This is a genomic window from Streptomyces bullii, from assembly GCF_042657145.1.
Taxonomy (GTDB): Bacteria; Actinomycetota; Actinomycetes; order Streptomycetales; family Streptomycetaceae; genus Streptomyces; species Streptomyces bullii.
This window is the reverse complement of the sequence record NZ_JBHSNY010000013.1, coordinates 60,466-78,020: the sequence shown is the minus strand read 5'-3', so window position 1 is coordinate 78,020 and position 17,555 is coordinate 60,466. Positions and strand designations below refer to the sequence as shown.

Sequence of the window (17,555 nt, the reverse complement as noted above, 5' to 3'; positions counted from 1 at the left end):
CGCCCGCACACGAGGCAGCCGACGGACCACCGGACCGGATGAGGGCGCGCGCGGGAGGCGCCCGCGGCCCCGGGCGGCCCGTGGGACCGTGCCGGCAAGGGCGGAGTCCGGGGCGGATGAATCCCGGACGTGCGGGTGTTGCACGGGAGAGCCAGTCAGGCGTACGAGCCGACGATGGGACGGATGCCATGCCTCTTGAGGGCGAGTACGAACCCAGTCCGACAGGATGGGTGCGCCGGCAGGTGGAGTTGTACGAGGGTTCCGGCGGCACTCGGGGGACGACCATGCAGGGCAGGCCGGTCGTCGTGCTGACCAGCCGGGGCGCGAGGAGCGGCAAGCTGCGCAAGACGCCCCTGATGCGGGTCGAGCACGAGGGACGCTACGCCGCGGTGGCCTCCCTGGGCGGGGCGCCCAGGCACCCGGTCTGGTACTTCAACCTGAAGGCCGATCCGCACGTCGAACTCCAGGGCGGCACCGTGAAGCGGGACATGACGGCCCGTGAGGTCACGGGCGCCGAGAAGGCCGAGTGGTGGGAACGGGCCGTCGCGGCCTATCCGCCCTACGCCGACTACCAGGAGAAGACGGACCGCGAGATCCCGGTGTTCGTCCTGGAGCCGGGCGACAGGGACTGAGCCGTCCGGACACGCACCCTCCGGAGAATTCCGTTCTCCGCGAGGCATGAAGCGCCGCCCGCCGGGCATCCGTGCGTCAGGCCCCGCCGCGCTCCCCCGTCGCGGCGGGGCTTTCTCGTGCCTCCTCCGCCAGCCGGTCGGTCACGTCGAGGAAGATCTGATCCGCCTCGGGGACCGTACGGGCGAGGGACCGCTTGATGCGGACGGCGACCTCCTCGACCCGCTCGCTGTCCAGTCCGGGCGCCAGGTCGACGCGGGCGGCCACCAGGGCGGAGTCCAGGCCGGTCTTCATCGTGAACAGCGCCTCCACGCTGTCGATCTCCGGCTGCGCCTCCAGCAGGGCGCGGATCCGTCCGCTCGCCTCCGGGTCGGCGGCCTCCCCGATCAGCTGGTCGCGCGCGTCACGGCCCAGCCGGTAGGCGACGTACACCAGCAGGGCGCCGATGGCGAGCGAGGCGGCGGCCTCCCACACCACCTGCCCGGTCACCATGTGCAGCGCCATGCCCACGATGGCCAGGGTCACGCCGAGCACCGCGGTGCCGTCCTCGGCGACGACCGTGCGCAGCGCCGGATCGCGCAGCCCGTCGCCCGTGCCGCCCTGCAGGTGCGCCTGGTACAGGGCCCGCAACAGGGAGGCTCCCTCGGCGACGAGGGCGACCCCGAGCACGATCAGACCGGCCACGTAGCCGCTGAGCTTCTCCTCGGTGCCCTGGGTGAGGGCCTGGAAGCCCTGGAAGAAGGAGAAGCAGCCGCCCATCACGAAGATGCCGACGGCCGCGAGGAGGGACCAGAAGAACCGCTCCTTGCCGTAACCGAACGGATGGCGCCGGTCGGCGGGGCGGCGGCTGCGCCGCAGCGCGGCGAGCAGGAAGATCTCGTTCAGGCTGTCGGCGACGGAGTGTGCCGCCTCCGACAGCAGGGCGGGTGATCCCGCGGCGAGGCCTCCGACTGCCTTGGCGACCGCGATCACCAGGTTCGCTGCGAGCGCCACCAGCACGGTGACGCGTGTCCTCCGATCCAACCGTGTTCCGCTCATCTGAGCCGGATGCCCCGGTCGGCCTAGCCCACACCGTGCCGTGGACGGAAATCGGGGAACCCGGGGAACACCGTCACCAGCACGATTCGTACGCAAGGAGGACCACACCATGAGCCGCGACGAGGAGGAGGCAGGCAACACCGCCTACGGCAGGAGGGCGTTCAAGCGGTCCAAGGCGCATTTCACGGACCGGGTCACCGCGGACGGCCGCGACGGCTGGCCGGTCGGGGCCGGCCGCTACCGGCTCGTGGTCAGCCGCGCCTGCCCCTGGGCGAGCCGGGCGGTGATCTCCCGTCGGCTGCTCGGCCTGGAGGACGCCGTGTCCCTCGCCGTCGCCGACCCGGTCCAGGACGATAGCAGTTGGCGCTTCACCCTGGACCCGGACGGCCGCGACCCGGTGCTCGGCATCCGCTACCTCGGCGAGGCGTACGACAAACGGGAGACCGGCTATCCGGGCGGGGTCAGCGTGCCGGCGATCGTGGACGTGCCCAGCGGGAAGCTGGTCACCAACGACTACCAGCAGATCACTCTCGACTTCGCCACCGAGTGGTCGGACCTGCACCGGGAAGGAGCGCCCGACCTGTATCCGCGGGAGCGGCGCGACGAGATCGACGCGGTGACGGCGGAGGTCTACGAGGACGTCAACAACGGCGTCTACCGGGCGGGTTTCGCCACCGGCCAAGAGGAGTACGAGACCGCGTGCGCGGCCGTGTTCCGGCGGCTGGAGCTGCTGGCGGAGCGACTCCGGCGGCAGCGGTACCTCGTCGGCGACACGATCACCGAGGCGGACATCCGGCTGTTCACCACGCTGGTGCGGTTCGACGCGGTGTACCACGGCCACTTCAAGTGCAACCGGTGGAAGCTGACGGAGAACGAGGTGCTGTGGGCGTACGCGCGCGACCTGTACCAGACGCCCGGGTTCGGGGACACCGTCGACTTCGACCACATCAAGCGGCACTACTACCAGGTGCACACCGGTATCAATCCGACGCGGATCGTGCCCCTGGGCCCCGATCTGTCCGGATGGCTGACGCCCCATCACCGTGAGGAGCTGGGCGGCCGGCCGTTCGGGAACGGGACGCCGCCGGGGCCGGTACGCGACGGCGAACGGGTCCCGGCGCAGGGCCGCCCCTGACCGCCACCGTCCCCGCTCACTCACCCCCATTCACCCTTGCTCACCCACTCACCAAGGAGATCCACGTGGCCAAGAAGAAGAAGCTGCCCCTCGCCTACCAGCCCGTCGGGTTCGTGCTGGGCTGGTCGGGCGGTTGGCTGGCCGGTCTCGCCTTCCGCAAGACGTGGCAGGTGATCCGGCACGAGGACGACGCGCCGGACGCGCTGGACCGCGACCGCGGCTGGGGCGAGATCCTGCTGGCCGCCGCGATCCAGGGCGCCATCTTCGCGGTGGTGCGCAGCGCCGTGGACCGCGCGGGCGCCAAGGCCATCGAACGCTCGACGGGCACGTGGCCGGCCAGCGAGAAGGGCGGCCGGGACTGACCCGGCCGCGCACCGAACACCGCCGGCGGGCCCGGAAGGACCACGGTCCTTCCGGGCCCGCCGGTGGGCGTGTGGGCCCGACGGTCCTTCCGGCCGCAGGCGGTCGTATGAGGCCGACGGTCTTTCAGGTAACCGCCGACGGGACGGCCGCATGAGGCCGGCAGTGGTGCGCTGGGGGGCAGTGGCGGGCAGAGACCACGGGCTCACGCAGGGACAGCCCCCGCCAGGCAGGGCCCGGGCCCGGAGGAGCAGGACCCGCGAAGGCCCGGTCGCGGTGCCGACGGGGCAGGACGCGTGCCGACGGGGGGCAGGACCACGTAGGGCCGGGTGCGGCACCGGGCGCCGCGGTGTCTCAGCCCTGCTTGGGGGCCGTCGGTGGGGTGCGGCGCAGGACGAAGGAGTGGCCCGCCGGGTCGGCGTAGCCGCGCTCCTCCAGGGGGCCGGGGGCGTGGTTGGTCTCCATCGGACGGCCGCCGAGGCCGACGACCCGGCGTTCCGCCGCGTCCAGGTCGTCGACGACGAACTCCAGGTGCGCCTGGAGGGAGTTCTCGGGGCGCGGCCAGCTCGGCGGGGTCGCGTTCATGTCGCGGCGCAGTGCCAGCCGGAAGCCGTCGGCGCCCTTGATCTCGACGCGGTTCGCGGTCGCGTCGGTCTCCTCCGCCTCCAGCAGCTCCTTGTAGAACATCGCGAGCTTCTCGGGCTCGGCGCAGTCGAGCACCACGACGCCCGCATTCACCAGTGCCATCTCTCCTCCGCAGGGGTATGGGGCGCGGGACGGTCGTGTCTCGCGGCCCTGTACCTAGCGGATATCCCGGCCGGGCCGGATCAGTCGGCCGACGGTGCGGGAGGCGACGAAGTGCACACAGCTCAAAAGGTTTCAGCAGTAACGGAGATCACACGGCCGGGCCACGGAATGGCTCATTCACGCCCCGGGCGGCCTGGTACCGCTTCTCGGTTCAACTTCCCTGCCAGGAAGCCGAGTTCGAGTGTCGGGCGGTCATCTGGACTCTTCGCTCGCAGGGGTGGGGGCTTAGCGTTTCTGTCTCCCGAAAAGAAGCGCATGCCTCAGGGCGTCCGGTTCGACCTGCCCTTCGACACGCCCGTCAGCGGGCATCTTGAGTACGCCCGGGCGCGGCATCTGCGCCGGCTGTGGGACATCGGCCTGGTGCGCAGCAGGGCCGGGTTCGAGGAGTAGAGGAGTACAGGTCCTGGGACCTCCCGCAGGCCCCCGCCCGTACGTATCCGCACGCGTCGGCGGACGACATGGTCGTCCTGATGAACTGGTTCTCGTTGGCGTTCCTCTTCGACGACCAGTTCGACGCCGGCCGGCCCGGCCGGGCGGACCGGACAGCAAAGGTCGCCCGGGAGCTCATCGTCACGCCGCTGCGGCCGCCGGGCAGCACGCCGCGCGTGGTCTGCCCGATAACCCTGGCCTGGGCAAAGGTCTGGAAACACCCCTCTGATGGCATGTCCCTGACCTGGCAGACGGGGTTCGCTGCCACCTGGGGCCGTTTGGTTCCAGCAGGTGACAGCACGACAACTATCTTTGGACGGCAGTTCGGTTGAACAGCCGGTGACTGTCGGCGGTCAGCGGGCGGTCTGGAACGTACGGCGGTAGGCCTGCGGCGAGACGCCGATCGCCGCGTGCAGGTGCTGGCGCAGCGAGGCTCCGGTGGCGAAGCCGACGTGCCCGGCGATCTGATCCACCGTCAGATCGCTGGTCTCCAGCAGGTGTCGGGCACGGGCGACGCGCTGCTGGATCAGCCAGCGGCCGGGACTCACACCCACTTCGCCCTGGAAACGGCGGGCGAAGGTGCGCAGGCTCATCCGGGCGTGAGCGGCGAGGTCGGCCAGGGTGAGCGGCTCGCCGAGGCGCTCCAGGGCCCAGGCGCGGGTGGCGGCGGTACTGGCGGCGCCCTGCTCGGGGACCGGCTGTTCGATGTACTGGGCCTGGCCGCCGTCCCGGAACGGCGGGACCACGCAGCGACGGGCGACGGTGTTGGCCAGATGACTGCCGTGGTCCTCGCGGACGAGGTGGAGGCAGACGTCGACGCCGGAGGCGGCTCCGGCGGAGGTCAGGATGCGGCCGTCGTCGACGAAGAGGACGTCCGGGTCGAGTCGGACGTGCGGGTACCTGCGCCGGAACAGTCCGGCGAGCTGCCAGTGCGTGGTCGCCCTGCGTCCGTCCAGGAGCCCGGCCGCGGCGAGCACGAAGGCGCCGGTGCAGATGGAGACGATGCGGGCTTCCGGGCGGATCAGCGCGAGGGCATCGGCGACCTCGTCCGGCAGCTCGTCGGGCAGGTGGGACGGTGCGACGGGCGCGATCACCACGGTGTCGGCGGTGGCGAGGATCGCCGGGCCGTGTTCGGCGGTGACGGTGAAGTCCGCCTCGGTGCGCACGGGTTGGCCATCCACGGTGCAGGTCAGCACCTCGTACCGGCCGTCGGCGGCGCCGAGGATCCGGCTGGGGATGCCGAGCTCGAACGGGTACACCCCGTCGAGGGCCAGGACCACCACTCGCTCACGCCGCATGGCACGATCCTATCGGAGGGTGGCAATCATGCCACTTCCCAGGGCGCGAGGCTTCCCGGCAGGCTGTTCCACCATGAGCGGTCAGAACACGATGCGAGCCATCAGCCAGGACGTCCTCGGCGGTCCCGAGGTCCTCAGGGAAGTGGAGGTGGAGCGCCCCGCGGCGCGGCCCAACGAGGTGCTCGTGCGGGTGCGCGCCGCCGGGGTCAACCCGACCGACTGGAAGCACCGCGCGAACGGCGGCTTCCTCGGCGAGCCGCCGTTCGTGCTCGGCTGGGACGTCTCCGGCGTGGTGGAGGCGGTCGGCATCGGCGTCGCCCGGTTCGCGCCGGGTGACGAGGTGTTCGGCATGCTGCCCTACCCGTTCGGGCACGGCTCGCACGCCGAGTACGTCACCGGCCCGGCGCGCGCCTTCACCCACAAGCCGGCCGGGATCGACCACACGCAGGCGGGCGCGCTGCCGCTGGTCTCGCTCACCGCGTGGCAGGCCCTCACCGAGCACGCGGACGTCCGGCCGGGACAGCGCGTCCTGATCCACGCGGCGGCCGGCGGGGTCGGGCACGTGGCCGTGCAGATCGCCAAGGCACGGGGCGCGTACGTCATCGGCACCGCGAGCGCCGGCAAGCACGGCTTCCTGCGGAGCATCGGCGTGGACGAGCCGGTCGACTACCGGGAGACGGACTTCGCCGAGGCCGTGAAGGACGTCGACGTCGTACTGGACACGGTCGGCGGCGACTACGCCGTGCGCTCGCTGCGGGTGCTGCGCCCGGGCGGGGTGGTGGTGTCGATCCTGCCGGTGGGGTCCGACGACTTCCCGCGGGAGGCCGAGCGCCTCGGTGTCCGGGCGGTGCGCATGCTGGTCGACGCCGACCGCACCGGTATGGAGGCGATCGCCCGGCTCATCGAGGAGGGCAGGCTGCGCGCCGAGGTCGCACGGACCTTCCCGCTGGCCGATGCCGCCGAGGCGCACGCGCTGGGCGACACCGGCCGCACTACCGGGAAGCTGATGCTGGTCGTCGACTGAGCGGAACTCAGAACGTGAGCACGGGCTTGATCGCCTTGCCCGTGCTCATGTCCCGCACCGCCTGGTCGATGTCCGCGAACGGGTAGGTGCTGATCAGGCGGTGCAGCGGAAGCCGCCCGTCCTTCACCAGCCGGGCCAGGGACGGGATCGTGGTCTGCGTCTCGCTGTCGCCGAGCGTCAGCCCGACGATCCGCTTGCCGCCGAGCAGCCCGTTGACGTCCAGGGCAACCTCGGTGCCGAAGGGCGGGGCGCCGACGACGACCAGGGTGCCGCGGGCGGCGAGCGCGTCGACGCCCTGGCGCAGCACGCCGACGTGGCCCGTGGTCTCCACGACGCCGTCGGCGCCCTGGCCGCCGGTGATCTCGGCGAGCGCCCCGGCGAGGTCGGTCCCGCTCGTGTCGACGGTGTGAGTGGCACCCAACTCGCGGGCCAGCGACAGGCGTTCGGCGACCCGGTCGACGGCGACGACGGTGGTGGCCGGGGTGAGGGCGGCGGCCATCACGGCGGACAGGCCGACGGCGCCCGCGCCGAGGACGACGACCGTGCTCCCGGTGACCGGCTTCAGCACATTCCAGACGGCGCCGACCCCGGTCTGCACACCGCAGCCCAGCGGGGCGACGGATTCCAGCGGTACGTCCGGATCGATCCTGACCAGGCTGCGCTCGTCCGCGATCGCCCGCTCGGCGAAGGACGACTGGCCGAAGAAGTGGCCGCCGAGAGGCTCGCCGCCCCGGCTGATGGTGCTGGTGCCGTCGGCGCGACGGCCGCCGATCAGGTTCAGCGGCAACCACGTCGCGCAGTACGCCGGGTGCCCGCCACGGCAGTTGCGGCAGGAGCCGCAGGAGGTGAAGGACAGCAGGACGTGGTCGCCGGGCAGAACGCCGGTGACGGCCGGGCCGACGGCCTCGACGACGCCCGCGCCCTCGTGGCCGAGGACCCCGGGCAACGGGAACGGCAGTCCGCCGCTCGCCACCCCGAGGTCGGTGTGGCACAGGCCGGTCGCGACCATCCGGACCAGCGCCTCGTGCGGGCCGGGCTCGTCGAGGACGACGTCGGAGAGGGTGAAGGGCGCGCCGCCGGACTCGACGACGGCGGCACGGGTGGTGGTGGGCATCGTACGGACAACTCCTTGGCAGGGCAGGCGAGTGCTCAGTCGAGCGAGACGACGACGGACTTGACCTTGGTGTAACCGGCGAGGGCCTCGGGCCCGTACTCGCGGCCGTGGCCGGAGTCCTTGACGCCGCCGAAGGGAACCGCGGGATCGAGCATCGCCCAGTCGTTGACCCAGACGATGCCGGCCTGGAGCCGGTCGGCGATCCGGTGGGCGCGCGCCAGGTTGGACGTCTGGACGCCCGACGCCAGCCCGTAGGGCGTGGAGTTGGCGAGTTCGACCGCCTCGTCCTCGGTGTCGAAGGGCTGCACGGTCAGGACCGGGCCGAAGATCTCCTCCTGCACGACCCGCGAGTCGTTCGCCAGGTCGGCGATGACGGTGGGCCGGTAGTAGTAGCCGCCGTTCAGGTCGAGCCGTTCGCCGCCGCACAGGACCCGGGCGCCCTCCTTGCGGGCGAGGGCGACGTACTCCTCGACCTTCTTCAGGTGCTTCTCCGCCGCCATCGGCCCGACCACGGTCTTCGGGTCGCGCGGGTCGCCGACGGGTACGCCGGGCACGGCCTCGGCGAGGATGCCGAGCAGGGTCGGGTACACCGAGCGGGCCACCAGCAGGCGCGGGCCGCCCATGCAGAACTGGCCGGTGTTGAAGACGAAGCCCTTGATGACCGCGCCGACCGCCTTCTCCAGGTCGGCGTCCTCGAACACGATGTGGGCGGCGTTGCCGCCGAGCTCCATGGTGACGGGCTTGAGCGCCTCCCCCGCGACGCTCGCGACGTGCCGTCCGGTGGCGGTGGAGCCGGTGAAGGCGACCTTGTCGACGCCCCGGTGGCGCAGCAGCGCCTCGCCGGCCACCGGGCCGGTGCCGGTGACGACGTTGACCACGCCGTCCGGTACGCCGGCCTCCTGGAGCAGCCGGGCCATGTAGAGGGCGCTGAGCGGGGTCTCGTCGGCGGGCTTGTGGACGACCGTGTTGCCGGCCGCGAGCGCCGGGCCGAGCTTGGAACCGGCCAGGATCAGCGGGAAGTTGAAGGGAGTGATCGCGGCGACCACGCCGAGCGGCTCGCGGCGGGTGTAGGCGAGGGCGTTCATGGGGGTGTCACGCGTGGCGCCGTCCAGGCCGTAGGCGAGGGCGGCGAAGTACTCGTAGTCGTTGGCCGCGTTTGTCACGTCCACGGCACCGCACAGGGTGATCGGCTTGCCGACGTCCAGGCTCTCCAGCTCGGCGATCTCGTCCGCGTTCTCCCGGATCAGCTGGGCGACGCTGTGGAGCACCCGGCCCCGCTCCCGGCCGCTCAGACCGGACCAGGCGCCGTCCTCGAAGGCGTCCCGGGCGGCACGCACGGCCGCGTCGACATCGGCGGGGCCGGCCTCCGCGACGGTGGTGACGACCGTGCCCCGGGACGGGTCGACCACCTCGGTCCGCGCGCCGTCGGCGGCCCCGCGCCACTGCCCCCCGACGAACAGCTGTCCGGGTTCCCTCTCGAAGGTGGTCATCGCCACTCCTCAGCGTCGTCGCCAAGATTTCAACAAACAGGATTCCTGTCTGATTCGCAGTCTCATTACAGACAGGTTTCCTGTCAATGCTCTAGGCTGAACCCATGCTCGGCACCCAGGCGACCAAGGCGCCCCCTTCCCTGCTCTACATGGTCAAGCAGGTGGAACTCGTCGTGCGCTCACATCTGGACGAGCTGGTCAGACCGTCGGGGATCACCGCACTTCAGTACACGGCGCTGACCGTCCTGGAGCGGCACGACGGCTTGTCGGCGGCCCAGCTGGCCAGGGACTCGTTCGTCACCGCCCAGTCCATCGCCGACCTCGTACGGTCGCTGGACAGCCGCGGGCTGGTCCGCCGGGAGCGCAATCCGCGCAACCGCCGTGAACTGCTGATCCTGCTGACCGACGCCGGGCGCGAGCTGCTGGCGCTGCACGCCGGGCCCGTGCGCGAGCTGGAGGAGCGGATGGTGCGTGACCTCACGGCCCACCAGACCGAGCAGTTCCGTCAGGCGCTCGCCAAGGCCTGGCACGCGCTGTCGTAGCCCCGCGGGCCTTCGTATTCACGGGGGCGGCCCCACCGGGGGGATCGCAGAAGAGCTTCGGACGCACTCCCGCACCCCCGCACGCACGCCCCGCTACACGCCCGCGTACGCACCCGCGCAAACGTGGCCGGAACTCGGTCGCAATTCAAAGACATATGTCATTCGAACATGCTCAAATGCAGTCGGCCAAGGGTAACTTGCAGGACGGGGACCGGTTGTGGGTCGCTCCCCTCCCCCACGCACGGAGCAGGCTGGAGGCGATGTCGTCGTGCGGCAGGAACCTGCACCGCTCTCCCGGCACCTGCGCATCCGCCAGGACCGGGGGCACACGGTGCTGGAGTTCCGCGGTGAGATCGACATCGCCGCGGCCGCCGAGATCGCCCCGCACCTGGACCGGGCGACGGCCCGACCCGAGGCCCGGGTCGTGATCGACCTCACGCGGGTCGAGTTCTTCGACTGCTCCGGCCTGCGGCTGCTCTACCGGGCCCGCAGCCGGGTGCTCGAACGGCACGGCCGGGTACTGCTCGTCTGCACCCACCCGCTGACCCTGCGCGTCCTGCGCATCACCGGCCTGGCACGCCTGCTGCCCCCGCAGCCGACGCTGGACGCGGCCATGACCCTGCCCGAGGCCACGTCCGGCCCGGTCTGAGTCGCCCGGCGGACAAGGCTGCCGGGTGGCGCCGCCTGGTCAGGCTTTCCGGCTCCTGCACCTGCGCGGTGTACGACAGCTCCGGCCAGAACACACTGAGTTCGCGGGAAACACGCGCCGGGCGGTCTGGCCCGGGGGATGGCGGGCATTCAGACGGTAGGAAGGAGGGCCGCCGCCATGACGACTCCCGTCACACGCACACCGAGGCGCGTACCCACCTGGGTGAAGGTGGTGAGCGCGGTCGTGCTCGTGCCGGCCGTGCTGTTGGCCGGGATGGCGCTGAGCGTGCTTCCCGGTCTGAAGGACCTCTTCGGAACCGAGACCAGGGACCGCTCGGGCCCCGCACTCCTGGAGTCCATCCAGGACATCAGCCGCTACGACGCCGCCTCCGGCACCTTCCAGATCGTCGTGGACCTGGAGAAGGACGCCAAGTACCTGCCCGACGCGATCCGCGGCAGCCGCACCCTCTACGTCGGCGCGGGCACCGTGGACGCCTACGTGGACCTGGGGAAGGTAGGGAAGAACGACGTCAAGGTCGACGACGACCGTACGTCCGCCACGCTCCGGCTGCCCCACGCGCAACTGGGCAAGCCGGCCCTCGACCCCCAACGCTCCTACGCGGTCTCCAAGCAGCGCGGTCTGCTCGACCGCATCGGCGACCTCTTCTCGGACAACCCCAACAGCGAGCAGGCCGTGCAGAAACTCGCCGTACGGCACATCGGCGACGCGGCCGAGGAGAGCGGGCTGACCGCCCGTGCCGAGGCGAACACCACCGAGATGCTCCAGGGCCTGCTGCGGTCCCTCGGCTTCAAGGAGGTGAAGGTCTCGTACGGGAACTGACCCGGCCCGGCGGCGGCATCGTCGGCGCGGAAAGGGGTAACCGGCTGGTGACGCAGGGAAGTTGAAGACTGGAGGACGAGGACCTCATGGCCCGTACAGCCTCACGTCCCCGTACCGGCAGGTCCGGGCGCGAACGGCGTCCGCTGCCGCTGCCGATCCGTCTGCTGGCGATGCTGTGCGCGTTCACGTTCATGGTCGTGTTCGCGGTGGTACTGGCACGGCTGACCCTGGAGCCCTCCCCCGCCTCGGAGGCGCTGACGCACACCAACCTGCGTCCGGGCCGCTCCTTGCGGGCCTATCTGGACCAGCCCGAACTGCGGGACGCCGTCCGGCAGATCGGCGGCAACCTCCTCCTCGGCATCCCGTTCGGGGTGCTGGTGCCGGTCCTCGCGCCGCGCACGCGCGGGATCCTGCGCGTGCTGCTGCTGACCGCCGTCGTCATGCTGATGGTGGAGTTCGCCCAGGGCTCGCTCATCACCGGGCGCGCCTTCGACATCGACGACGTCATCCTCAACACCGCGGGAGCGCTGGTCGGTTACCTGCTGCTGGGGCGACGGCTGAGCCGCGCGGTGCACGCGCGCAAGACGGCACCCCGGGCGGCGGCGGACTCCTGAGCCGCACGCCCTGCTGGTACCGGCCGGGCCTGCCCACGGGCCCTGGCCGGTGTGTCCGCCGCCCTGGCCGCTCCACGACGCAACCGGCACGGGCCCGCCGCGCCCGTGGCGTTCCGGGCCACCTTCCGACGGGCCCGCCGGGGCCGCGGTCGACTCCGCCGGGCGTCCTCCGGGTGATCAGTGCACGGTCCAGGTGAACTTGTCTCCGCCCACCCAGCGGACCACCTCCGGGTCGTCCAGGTCATGGACCGTGATACCGAACGCGGCGGCGGCCTGGAGGACGTCGGTGACGGTCTTCGCCTCGCCGACCACCTGACCGTCGATCTCGACGATCCGGAACGGCGGTGTGCCCGGCTGGACCCCGAGCACCATGATCCGTGGGTGGGAGATGTGCGGGCTGGCGATTTCGGTCATGCATAGAGCGTAGAACCGGACCGGCGGTAGCGCGGCGTCCAGGGGTGTCCGGGCTCGTACCCGGCGGGCCGCACGGGTCAGCCGCCGAGGAGTTCCAGTACCGCCGCCTCCACGGCGCCCTGCGTGGCCGGGCGTCCGAAGTCCCCGTGCTCGCCCAGCCGGGTCAGCGCGGACGCGACGGTCTGCCCCTGCTCGAACAGTTCGAAGACGCGCGGGTCGATGTAGGAGGAGCGGCAGACGGCGGGCGTGTTCCCGAGGTAGTGGCTGACCTCGCGGACCGCCCGGCTGATCTGGCGTCGCCGGGCCGCCGGGGTGGCCCGGCCGTCCTTGGCCGTGACGGCGAGGGCGACCGCGGCGAGGACGGTCGCGTGCCAGGTGCGGAAGTCCTTGGCGGTGATGTCCGTGCCGGACAGGCGGCGCAACGCCTCGTTCAGATCGTCGCCGTGCAGGTCGCTCCAGGCGCCCCGCTCCCAGAAGCGGAACAGCCGCTCCCCGCCGCGCCGGCGCCGCAGCAGGGCCCGGACGACGGCGTGCACCTGCTCGTCCACGAGGGCCCGGACGATTTCGGTGCCGCCTTTGGCGGGGTAGCTGAACGCGATCTCGCCGCGGCCGCAGGTGACGTGCTCGCGCAGCATCGTCGTCAGGCCGTACGTCTCGTTGTCCCGCGTGTGCCGGTCGCTGCCGATCCGGAAGAACCCCAAGTCGAGCAGGCGTACGGCGCAGGCGGTGACCCGGGACCGGCTCAGACCCCGCCCGGCCAGGTCGAGGGCCACCTTCGCGCGCAGCTCCGGCAGGGTCCGCGCGACCTGCCGGACGTGCTCGTGTTTGGCCTGCTCCTGCTGGGCGCGGAACTCCTCGTGGTAGAGGTACTGGCGGCGCCCGGCGTCGTCGGTGCCGACGGCCTGCAGATGGCCGTTGGGCCACCGGCAGATCCACACGTCGCGCCAGGCGGGCGGGATGGTCAGGGCCCTGATCCGGGCGAGGTGCTCGGGATCGGTGAGCCGCTCCCCGTCCAGGTCGAGGTAGCGGAAGCCGCGCCCGTGGCGGACGCGGCGGAACCCCGGCTGGTCGCAGGAGCTGGTGCGCAGGCGCACGGCGGCCCGCTCAGGGACGCCGCCAGTCGTCGCTCGTCAGGTGCGATCCGGCCTGCGGTCCCATCCGGAGCATGCCGCCGTCCACGCTCCAGGACGCACCGGTGACGTAGGAGGCGTCCGCGCTCGCCAGGAAAGCGATGACGGCGGCGACCTCCCTGGCGTCGCCGGGCCGCCCCAGGGGCACGCCGGGGCGGCTCTCGGTGTGCGGATCGGTGTCCTCCTGGCCGGTCATGGGTGTGGAGATCTCACCGGGCGCCACCGCGTTGACGCTGATCCCGTGCTCGGCGAGTTCCAGCGCCATGACCTGCGTCAGCAGACCGAGGCCGCCCTTGGCCGCGCAGTACGGGGCGGCGCCGACGCGCGGCTGGTGCTCGTGGACGGAGGTGACGTTGACGATCCGGCCGCCCTCACCCTGCCGGATCATGTGCCGGGCCGCCCTCTGCCCGCACAGGAACGGGCCGACCAGGTCGACGTCGAGGACCTCGCGGACATCGTCGAGCTTCAGGTCCAGGAAGGGCGTCATGGTGCCCGTGCCCGCGTTGTTGACCAGCACGTCGACGCGGCCGAGGCGGTCGCACAGCTGGTCGACGGCGTTCGCGGCCTCGGGCAGCCGGGTGAGGTCCATGTGGACCACCTCGGCCCGCTGTCCGTGTGTCCGGACCTCCTCCGCCGTCTCCTCCGCGCCCTTGAGGTCGCTGTGATAGGTGATGCCGATGTCCATGCCCGCCCGGGCCAGGCGTACGGCGGTGGCCTTGCCGATGCCGGAGTCGGCACCGGTGATCACGGCGACCTTGGTGCGGGCTGCGATGGGTTCGGGCATGACGGGCCTCCTCCTCGGCGCGGCGGGGACGACGCATCGAGGTACCCGGCCGGATACCGGACAAACCGATCGCCCGTCGTGCGGCCCGGGCGGCGCTGGGGAACTCTGGGAGCCAGGAGGTGACGATGGATCCCGTCGAGGCCCTGGACCGGATCGCCTTCCTGCTGGAGCGGTCCCTGGCGCCCACGTACCGCGTACGCGCCTTCCGCACCGCGGCGCGGGTGCTCACGGAGCTCGGTGCGGACGAGGTGAGCGAGCGGGCGGCGGGCGGGTCCCTGGAGACGCTCCGGGGGGTCGGCCCGAAGACCGCGCAGGTGGTGCGGGAGGCCCTGGCCGGAGAGGTGCCCGGGTATCTTCGGAAGCTGGAGGAGGAGGCCGGGGAGCAGCCCGCGGTGCGCGGCGGGGAACGGCTGCGGGCGCTGCTGCGCGGCGACTGCCACGTGCACTCCGACTGGTCGGACGGCGGCAGCCCGATCGAGGAGATGGGCCGGGCCGCGGCGCGCCTCGGCCACGAGTGGACGGTGCTGACCGACCACTCGCCGCGGCTGACCGTGGCGCGTGGTCTGTCCGCCGACCGGCTGCGGCAGCAGCTGGAGGTGGTGGCGGAGCTGAACGAGACGTGGGCGCCGTTCCGGCTGTTGACCGGCATCGAGTGCGACATCCTCGAGGACGGCTCCCTCGACCAGGAGCCGGAGCTGCTGGAGCGGCTCGACGTCGTGGTGGTGTCCGTGCACTCCAAGCTGCGCATGGACGCCCGGTCGATGACCCGCCGCATGGTGGCCGCGGTCCGCGACCCGCACTCCGACGTGCTCGGGCACTGCACGGGGCGGCTGGTGAGCGGGCGGGGGCGGCCCGAGTCGGAGTTCGACGCGGACGAGGTGTTCGCGGCGTGCGCCGAGACCGGCACGGCCCTGGAGATCAACAGCCGGCCCGAGCGGCTGGACCCGCCGCGCCGCCTGCTGCGCCGGGCGGTGGACGCGGGCGTGCTGTTCTCGATCGACACGGACGCGCACGCGCCGGGCCAGCTGGACTGGCAGATCAACGGGTGCGCGCGGGCGGAGGAGTGCGACGTGCCGCCCGAGCGGGTCGTCACCACCTGGACGCTGGAGGAACTGCTGGCCTGGACGCGGGAGCAGCGGGTGCCGTCTCGAGTGGCGGACCGCTGACGTGGTACCCGGGGGGCACCGACAGGAAGGACCCCACGCATGGAACGGGCGGCCGTGTTCGACGTCGACGGCACTCTGGTCGACACCAACCACCTGCATGTGACGGCGTGGTGGGAGGCGTTCCGGCAGGCCGGACACCGGGTGCCGATGCACGCCGTCCACCGCGCCGTGGGCCTCGCCTCCACCGACCTGATCGCCCACCTGCTCGGCGACGACCGGGACAAGGACCAGGACGCCGAGCTGAGCGCCGCCCACAAGGCGCTGTACGGCCAGTACTTCGACCGCCTGCCCGCGCTGCCCGCCGCCGGGGACCTGCTGCGGCACCTGCACCGCGCCGGTCGGCGGGTCGTGCTGGCCACCTCGGCGGGCGGCGCGGAGCTGAGCGCGCTGCGCCGGGCGATCGACGCCGACGACGCCATCACCGCCACCGCCAGTGCCGACGACGTCGACGAGGGCAAGCCCGCGCCCGAGCCCGTCGAGCACGCACTGGAACTGGCCGGTGTGCCCGCCGAGCGGGCGGTGTTCGTCGGTGACACCGTGTGGGACATGCGCGCGGGCAGCAGGGCCGGGGTGCGCTGCGTGGGCGTCCTGTGCGGCGGCATCCCGCGCACCGACCTGGAGCGGGCCGGCGCGGACGCGATCTACGACGATCCCGCCCACCTCCTCGCCTCGCTGGCGGACAGCCCCTTGGCGTGACATTCCGGGCCGGGCAGGGACAACGCCCGGCCGGCGGCTCCGGCCCGCGTGGCTGGTCACACCCGCGTGAAACCCCCGGTCAGGGGGATACCCGCAGCGCATGACGGGTGTGACGGACGGTGTACGAGGACAGACGGACGCTGCCGGGCCGACGGCCCGGGCGGCGCGGGCGGTGGAGGCCGTACGGCGCGAGGCGCGGGCCGTACAGCGGGCCACCCGGGCCGCCGTGCGGGAGCCGGGGCGGGAGCGCGACCTGGTCGTGCAGTCGCTGAAGGCCGCGGGGGCGGCGCTGCTGGCCTGGCTGGTGGCGGGCGTCTGGCTCGGCGACCCGCTGGCGCTGATGGCGCCCTGGGTGGCGCTGGTCCTGGTGCAGGCCACCGTCTACAGCTCGCTGGTGCAGGGGGCGCGGCAGTTCGCGGCGATCTGCGTCGGGACACTGCTGGCGTCGGCGGCGCAGGCGCTCACCGGTGACACGACGGGCGCGCTCGCCCTGTCGATACCGGTGCTGATGCTGCTGGCGAACTGGCACCGCTTCGGCGACCAGGGCATCTACGCGGCCACCACCGCCCTGTTCACACTGGCCTCGGGCACCGTCAGCGCGTCCGCCGTCGGGCACCGCGTGGGGCAGGCGGCGCTCGGCGCGGTCATCGGCGTCGCGGTGAACGCGCTGGTCCTGCCGCCGATCCATCTGCGGGACGTGCGCGAGAACCTGGCCGCGCTGCCCCGGGAGGCGGGCGACGTGCTGCACACCGTCGCCGCAGACCTGCGGGAGAACGCGTGGGACGCGCGCAGCACGGCCGGCTGGCTCAGCGCCTCGGCGCGGCTGGAGCGCCGCCTGGACGCGCTGCGCGCCGCCCGCCGCTGGAGCCGGGAGAGTCTGCGGCTGACCTCCGGCCCGCTGCGCGCGTTGCACCGCGCGCCGCGGGCGGCCCTGCCCCCGGCGGACGAGGACGAGCGGTTCGGCCGCCTCACCGGCCATGTCACGGCGCTGATCCGGACGCTGACGGTGGCCGCCGACGAGAACCGGACGCCCGCCCCGCCCGACGGCCGGGCCCTCGGCTCGTACGCCCGCCTGCTGGAGCTGATCGGCGACGCCTGTCAGGCGGAGGCCCGCCGCCTCCTCGACGACGGCGCGGGAACCCCCGAGGACGACAGGGCCGAGGAGGCCAGGCGGGAGCTGCACCGGCACCTTCAGGAGGAACTGCGTGAGCACGCCGGGCAGGGCGCCGCGCCGACGGCCGTCCTGGGCACGCTGCTGCTGCAGGCCGAGAACCTGTGGGCCGAGGCCGTACCGGATGCCCGGGGCACGTGACGAGCATCACCCGCGGGGCGGCCGAAGCGCGGAACACCGACAGGTGGTTGCCCGTTGAACAAGCCGTGGGTACGGATGGGACA

At 72.5% G+C, this 17,555-nt stretch carries 21 protein-coding genes; 13 read left to right on the top strand and 8 right to left on the bottom strand.

The window, feature by feature from the left end:
• Positions 1–188: 188 nt before the first annotated feature.
• Positions 189–632 carry a nitroreductase family deazaflavin-dependent oxidoreductase gene (locus tag ACFPZJ_RS32515; protein WP_381029190.1) on the top strand — a complete coding sequence of 148 codons (444 nt, stop codon included), beginning with the start codon at positions 189–191 and terminating at the stop codon, positions 630–632.
• Between the two features lie 76 nt (positions 633–708).
• Here the strand turns inward: ACFPZJ_RS32515 and ACFPZJ_RS32510 are convergent, their stop codons facing one another.
• The gene (locus tag ACFPZJ_RS32510) at positions 709–1,668 is read right to left on the bottom strand and encodes a cation diffusion facilitator family transporter (protein ID WP_381029188.1); all 960 of its coding nucleotides are present in this window, start codon (positions 1,666–1,668) and stop codon (positions 709–711) included.
• 109 nt (positions 1,669–1,777) lie between these two features.
• Between ACFPZJ_RS32510 and ACFPZJ_RS32505 the strand changes: the two genes are divergently transcribed.
• Both ACFPZJ_RS32505 and ACFPZJ_RS32500 read left to right on the top strand, forming a co-directional pair.
• Positions 1,778–2,803: a glutathione S-transferase family protein gene (locus ACFPZJ_RS32505; protein WP_381029185.1), complete on the top strand. Its 1,026-nt coding sequence runs from the start codon at positions 1,778–1,780 to the stop codon at positions 2,801–2,803.
• Between the two features lie 65 nt (positions 2,804–2,868).
• On the top strand, positions 2,869–3,165 hold the full coding sequence (locus ACFPZJ_RS32500; RefSeq protein ID WP_381029182.1) for a DUF4235 domain-containing protein: 297 nt from the start codon (positions 2,869–2,871) through the stop codon (positions 3,163–3,165).
• Between the two features lie 352 nt (positions 3,166–3,517).
• On the opposite strand, the gene ACFPZJ_RS32495 is transcribed toward ACFPZJ_RS32500, so the two are convergent.
• A complete protein-coding gene (locus tag ACFPZJ_RS32495) occupies positions 3,518–3,910 on the bottom strand; it encodes a VOC family protein (protein WP_381029180.1) in 393 nt (130 codons plus the stop codon).
• Positions 3,911–4,225: 315 nt separating this feature from the next.
• Between ACFPZJ_RS32495 and ACFPZJ_RS32490 the strand changes: the two genes are divergently transcribed.
• Both ACFPZJ_RS32490 and ACFPZJ_RS32485 read left to right on the top strand, forming a co-directional pair.
• Entirely contained in the window at positions 4,226–4,360 is a 135-nt protein-coding gene (locus ACFPZJ_RS32490) for a hypothetical protein (RefSeq protein ID WP_381029177.1), read from the top strand.
• An 80-nt stretch (positions 4,361–4,440) separates the two neighbouring features.
• Entirely contained in the window at positions 4,441–4,731 is a 291-nt protein-coding gene (locus tag ACFPZJ_RS32485; protein ID WP_381029174.1) for a terpene synthase family protein, read from the top strand.
• Positions 4,732–4,752: 21 nt separating this feature from the next.
• Here ACFPZJ_RS32485 and ACFPZJ_RS32480 read toward each other — a convergent pair whose 3' ends face one another.
• On the bottom strand, positions 4,753–5,697 hold the full coding sequence (locus tag ACFPZJ_RS32480; protein WP_381029171.1) for a GlxA family transcriptional regulator: 945 nt from the start codon (positions 5,695–5,697) through the stop codon (positions 4,753–4,755).
• A gap of 73 nt (positions 5,698–5,770) precedes the next feature.
• Here ACFPZJ_RS32480 and ACFPZJ_RS32475 point away from each other — a divergent pair, with 73 nt between their 5' ends.
• On the top strand, positions 5,771–6,721 hold the full coding sequence (locus tag ACFPZJ_RS32475) for an NADP-dependent oxidoreductase (protein WP_381029168.1): 951 nt from the start codon (positions 5,771–5,773) through the stop codon (positions 6,719–6,721).
• 7 nt (positions 6,722–6,728) lie between these two features.
• Here the strand turns inward: ACFPZJ_RS32475 and ACFPZJ_RS32470 are convergent, their stop codons facing one another.
• Together ACFPZJ_RS32470 and ACFPZJ_RS32465 are read right to left on the bottom strand one after the other, a co-directional pair.
• Positions 6,729–7,835 (bottom strand): NAD(P)-dependent alcohol dehydrogenase, encoded by a 1,107-nt coding sequence (locus ACFPZJ_RS32470; protein ID WP_381029165.1) that lies wholly within the window; start codon positions 7,833–7,835, stop codon positions 6,729–6,731.
• Between the two features lie 35 nt (positions 7,836–7,870).
• Positions 7,871–9,325: an aldehyde dehydrogenase family protein gene (locus ACFPZJ_RS32465; protein WP_381029163.1), complete on the bottom strand. Its 1,455-nt coding sequence runs from the start codon at positions 9,323–9,325 to the stop codon at positions 7,871–7,873.
• Between the two features lie 104 nt (positions 9,326–9,429).
• On the opposite strand from ACFPZJ_RS32465, the gene ACFPZJ_RS32460 reads away from it, so the two are divergent.
• The 4 genes from ACFPZJ_RS32460 to ACFPZJ_RS32445 all read left to right on the top strand — a co-directional run bounded on the left by ACFPZJ_RS32460 (position 9,430) and on the right by ACFPZJ_RS32445 (position 11,970).
• The gene (locus tag ACFPZJ_RS32460; RefSeq protein WP_381029160.1) at positions 9,430–9,867 is read left to right on the top strand and encodes a MarR family winged helix-turn-helix transcriptional regulator; all 438 of its coding nucleotides are present in this window, start codon (positions 9,430–9,432) and stop codon (positions 9,865–9,867) included.
• A gap of 268 nt (positions 9,868–10,135) precedes the next feature.
• Positions 10,136–10,516: an anti-sigma factor antagonist gene (locus ACFPZJ_RS32455; protein WP_381029158.1), complete on the top strand. Its 381-nt coding sequence runs from the start codon at positions 10,136–10,138 to the stop codon at positions 10,514–10,516.
• A gap of 177 nt (positions 10,517–10,693) precedes the next feature.
• A complete protein-coding gene (locus ACFPZJ_RS32450; protein WP_381029155.1) occupies positions 10,694–11,356 on the top strand; it encodes a DUF4230 domain-containing protein in 663 nt (220 codons plus the stop codon).
• 86 nt (positions 11,357–11,442) lie between these two features.
• Positions 11,443–11,970, top strand: coding sequence for a VanZ family protein (locus tag ACFPZJ_RS32445; protein ID WP_381029153.1), 528 nt, complete (start codon positions 11,443–11,445; stop codon positions 11,968–11,970).
• A gap of 177 nt (positions 11,971–12,147) precedes the next feature.
• On the opposite strand, the gene ACFPZJ_RS32440 is transcribed toward ACFPZJ_RS32445, so the two are convergent.
• The 3 genes from ACFPZJ_RS32440 to ACFPZJ_RS32430 form a co-directional block, all read right to left on the bottom strand.
• Positions 12,148–12,384: a hypothetical protein gene (locus ACFPZJ_RS32440; protein ID WP_381029150.1), complete on the bottom strand. Its 237-nt coding sequence runs from the start codon at positions 12,382–12,384 to the stop codon at positions 12,148–12,150.
• A gap of 77 nt (positions 12,385–12,461) precedes the next feature.
• The gene (locus ACFPZJ_RS32435) at positions 12,462–13,478 is read right to left on the bottom strand and encodes a DNA topoisomerase IB (RefSeq protein WP_381029148.1); all 1,017 of its coding nucleotides are present in this window, start codon (positions 13,476–13,478) and stop codon (positions 12,462–12,464) included.
• 10 nt (positions 13,479–13,488) lie between these two features.
• A complete protein-coding gene (locus ACFPZJ_RS32430; protein ID WP_381029145.1) occupies positions 13,489–14,298 on the bottom strand; it encodes an SDR family oxidoreductase in 810 nt (269 codons plus the stop codon).
• A gap of 125 nt (positions 14,299–14,423) precedes the next feature.
• Here ACFPZJ_RS32430 and ACFPZJ_RS32425 point away from each other — a divergent pair, with 125 nt between their 5' ends.
• From ACFPZJ_RS32425 to ACFPZJ_RS32415, 3 genes are all read left to right on the top strand, one after another.
• Positions 14,424–15,464, top strand: a complete 1,041-nt coding sequence (locus ACFPZJ_RS32425; RefSeq protein ID WP_381029142.1) for a PHP domain-containing protein — start codon at positions 14,424–14,426, stop codon at positions 15,462–15,464.
• Positions 15,465–15,503: 39 nt separating this feature from the next.
• A complete protein-coding gene (locus ACFPZJ_RS32420; protein WP_381029139.1) occupies positions 15,504–16,160 on the top strand; it encodes an HAD family hydrolase in 657 nt (218 codons plus the stop codon).
• Positions 16,161–16,260: 100 nt separating this feature from the next.
• Positions 16,261–17,472, top strand: a complete 1,212-nt coding sequence (locus ACFPZJ_RS32415) for an FUSC family protein (RefSeq protein WP_381029136.1) — start codon at positions 16,261–16,263, stop codon at positions 17,470–17,472.
• Positions 17,473–17,555 lie beyond the last annotated feature (83 nt).

Excerpts from the sequence above, each read along its gene's own strand:
- ACFPZJ_RS32430 (WP_381029145.1), bottom strand. The coding sequence starts at position 14,298 with ATGCCCGAACCCATCGCAGCCCGCACCAAGGTCGCCGTGATCACCGGT.
- ACFPZJ_RS32420 (WP_381029139.1), top strand. The coding sequence starts at position 15,504 with ATGGAACGGGCGGCCGTGTTCGACGTCGACGGCACTCTGGTCGACACC.
- ACFPZJ_RS32505 (WP_381029185.1), top strand. The coding sequence starts at position 1,778 with ATGAGCCGCGACGAGGAGGAGGCAGGCAACACCGCCTACGGCAGGAGG.
- ACFPZJ_RS32495 (WP_381029180.1), bottom strand. The coding sequence starts at position 3,910 with ATGGCACTGGTGAATGCGGGCGTCGTGGTGCTCGACTGCGCCGAGCCC.
- ACFPZJ_RS32475 (WP_381029168.1), top strand. The coding sequence starts at position 5,771 with ATGAGCGGTCAGAACACGATGCGAGCCATCAGCCAGGACGTCCTCGGC.
- ACFPZJ_RS32415 (WP_381029136.1), top strand. The coding sequence starts at position 16,261 with ATGACGGGTGTGACGGACGGTGTACGAGGACAGACGGACGCTGCCGGG.
- ACFPZJ_RS32485 (WP_381029174.1), top strand. The coding sequence starts at position 4,441 with ATGAACTGGTTCTCGTTGGCGTTCCTCTTCGACGACCAGTTCGACGCC.
- ACFPZJ_RS32490 (WP_381029177.1), top strand. The coding sequence starts at position 4,226 with ATGCCTCAGGGCGTCCGGTTCGACCTGCCCTTCGACACGCCCGTCAGC.
- ACFPZJ_RS32460 (WP_381029160.1), top strand. The coding sequence starts at position 9,430 with ATGCTCGGCACCCAGGCGACCAAGGCGCCCCCTTCCCTGCTCTACATG.
- ACFPZJ_RS32445 (WP_381029153.1), top strand. The coding sequence starts at position 11,443 with ATGGCCCGTACAGCCTCACGTCCCCGTACCGGCAGGTCCGGGCGCGAA.
- ACFPZJ_RS32515 (WP_381029190.1), top strand. The coding sequence starts at position 189 with ATGCCTCTTGAGGGCGAGTACGAACCCAGTCCGACAGGATGGGTGCGC.
- ACFPZJ_RS32425 (WP_381029142.1), top strand. The coding sequence starts at position 14,424 with ATGGATCCCGTCGAGGCCCTGGACCGGATCGCCTTCCTGCTGGAGCGG.
- ACFPZJ_RS32470 (WP_381029165.1), bottom strand. The coding sequence starts at position 7,835 with ATGCCCACCACCACCCGTGCCGCCGTCGTCGAGTCCGGCGGCGCGCCC.
- ACFPZJ_RS32440 (WP_381029150.1), bottom strand. The coding sequence starts at position 12,384 with ATGACCGAAATCGCCAGCCCGCACATCTCCCACCCACGGATCATGGTG.
- ACFPZJ_RS32450 (WP_381029155.1), top strand. The coding sequence starts at position 10,694 with ATGACGACTCCCGTCACACGCACACCGAGGCGCGTACCCACCTGGGTG.
- ACFPZJ_RS32465 (WP_381029163.1), bottom strand. The coding sequence starts at position 9,325 with ATGACCACCTTCGAGAGGGAACCCGGACAGCTGTTCGTCGGGGGGCAG.
- ACFPZJ_RS32480 (WP_381029171.1), bottom strand. The coding sequence starts at position 5,697 with ATGCGGCGTGAGCGAGTGGTGGTCCTGGCCCTCGACGGGGTGTACCCG.
- ACFPZJ_RS32510 (WP_381029188.1), bottom strand. The coding sequence starts at position 1,668 with ATGAGCGGAACACGGTTGGATCGGAGGACACGCGTCACCGTGCTGGTG.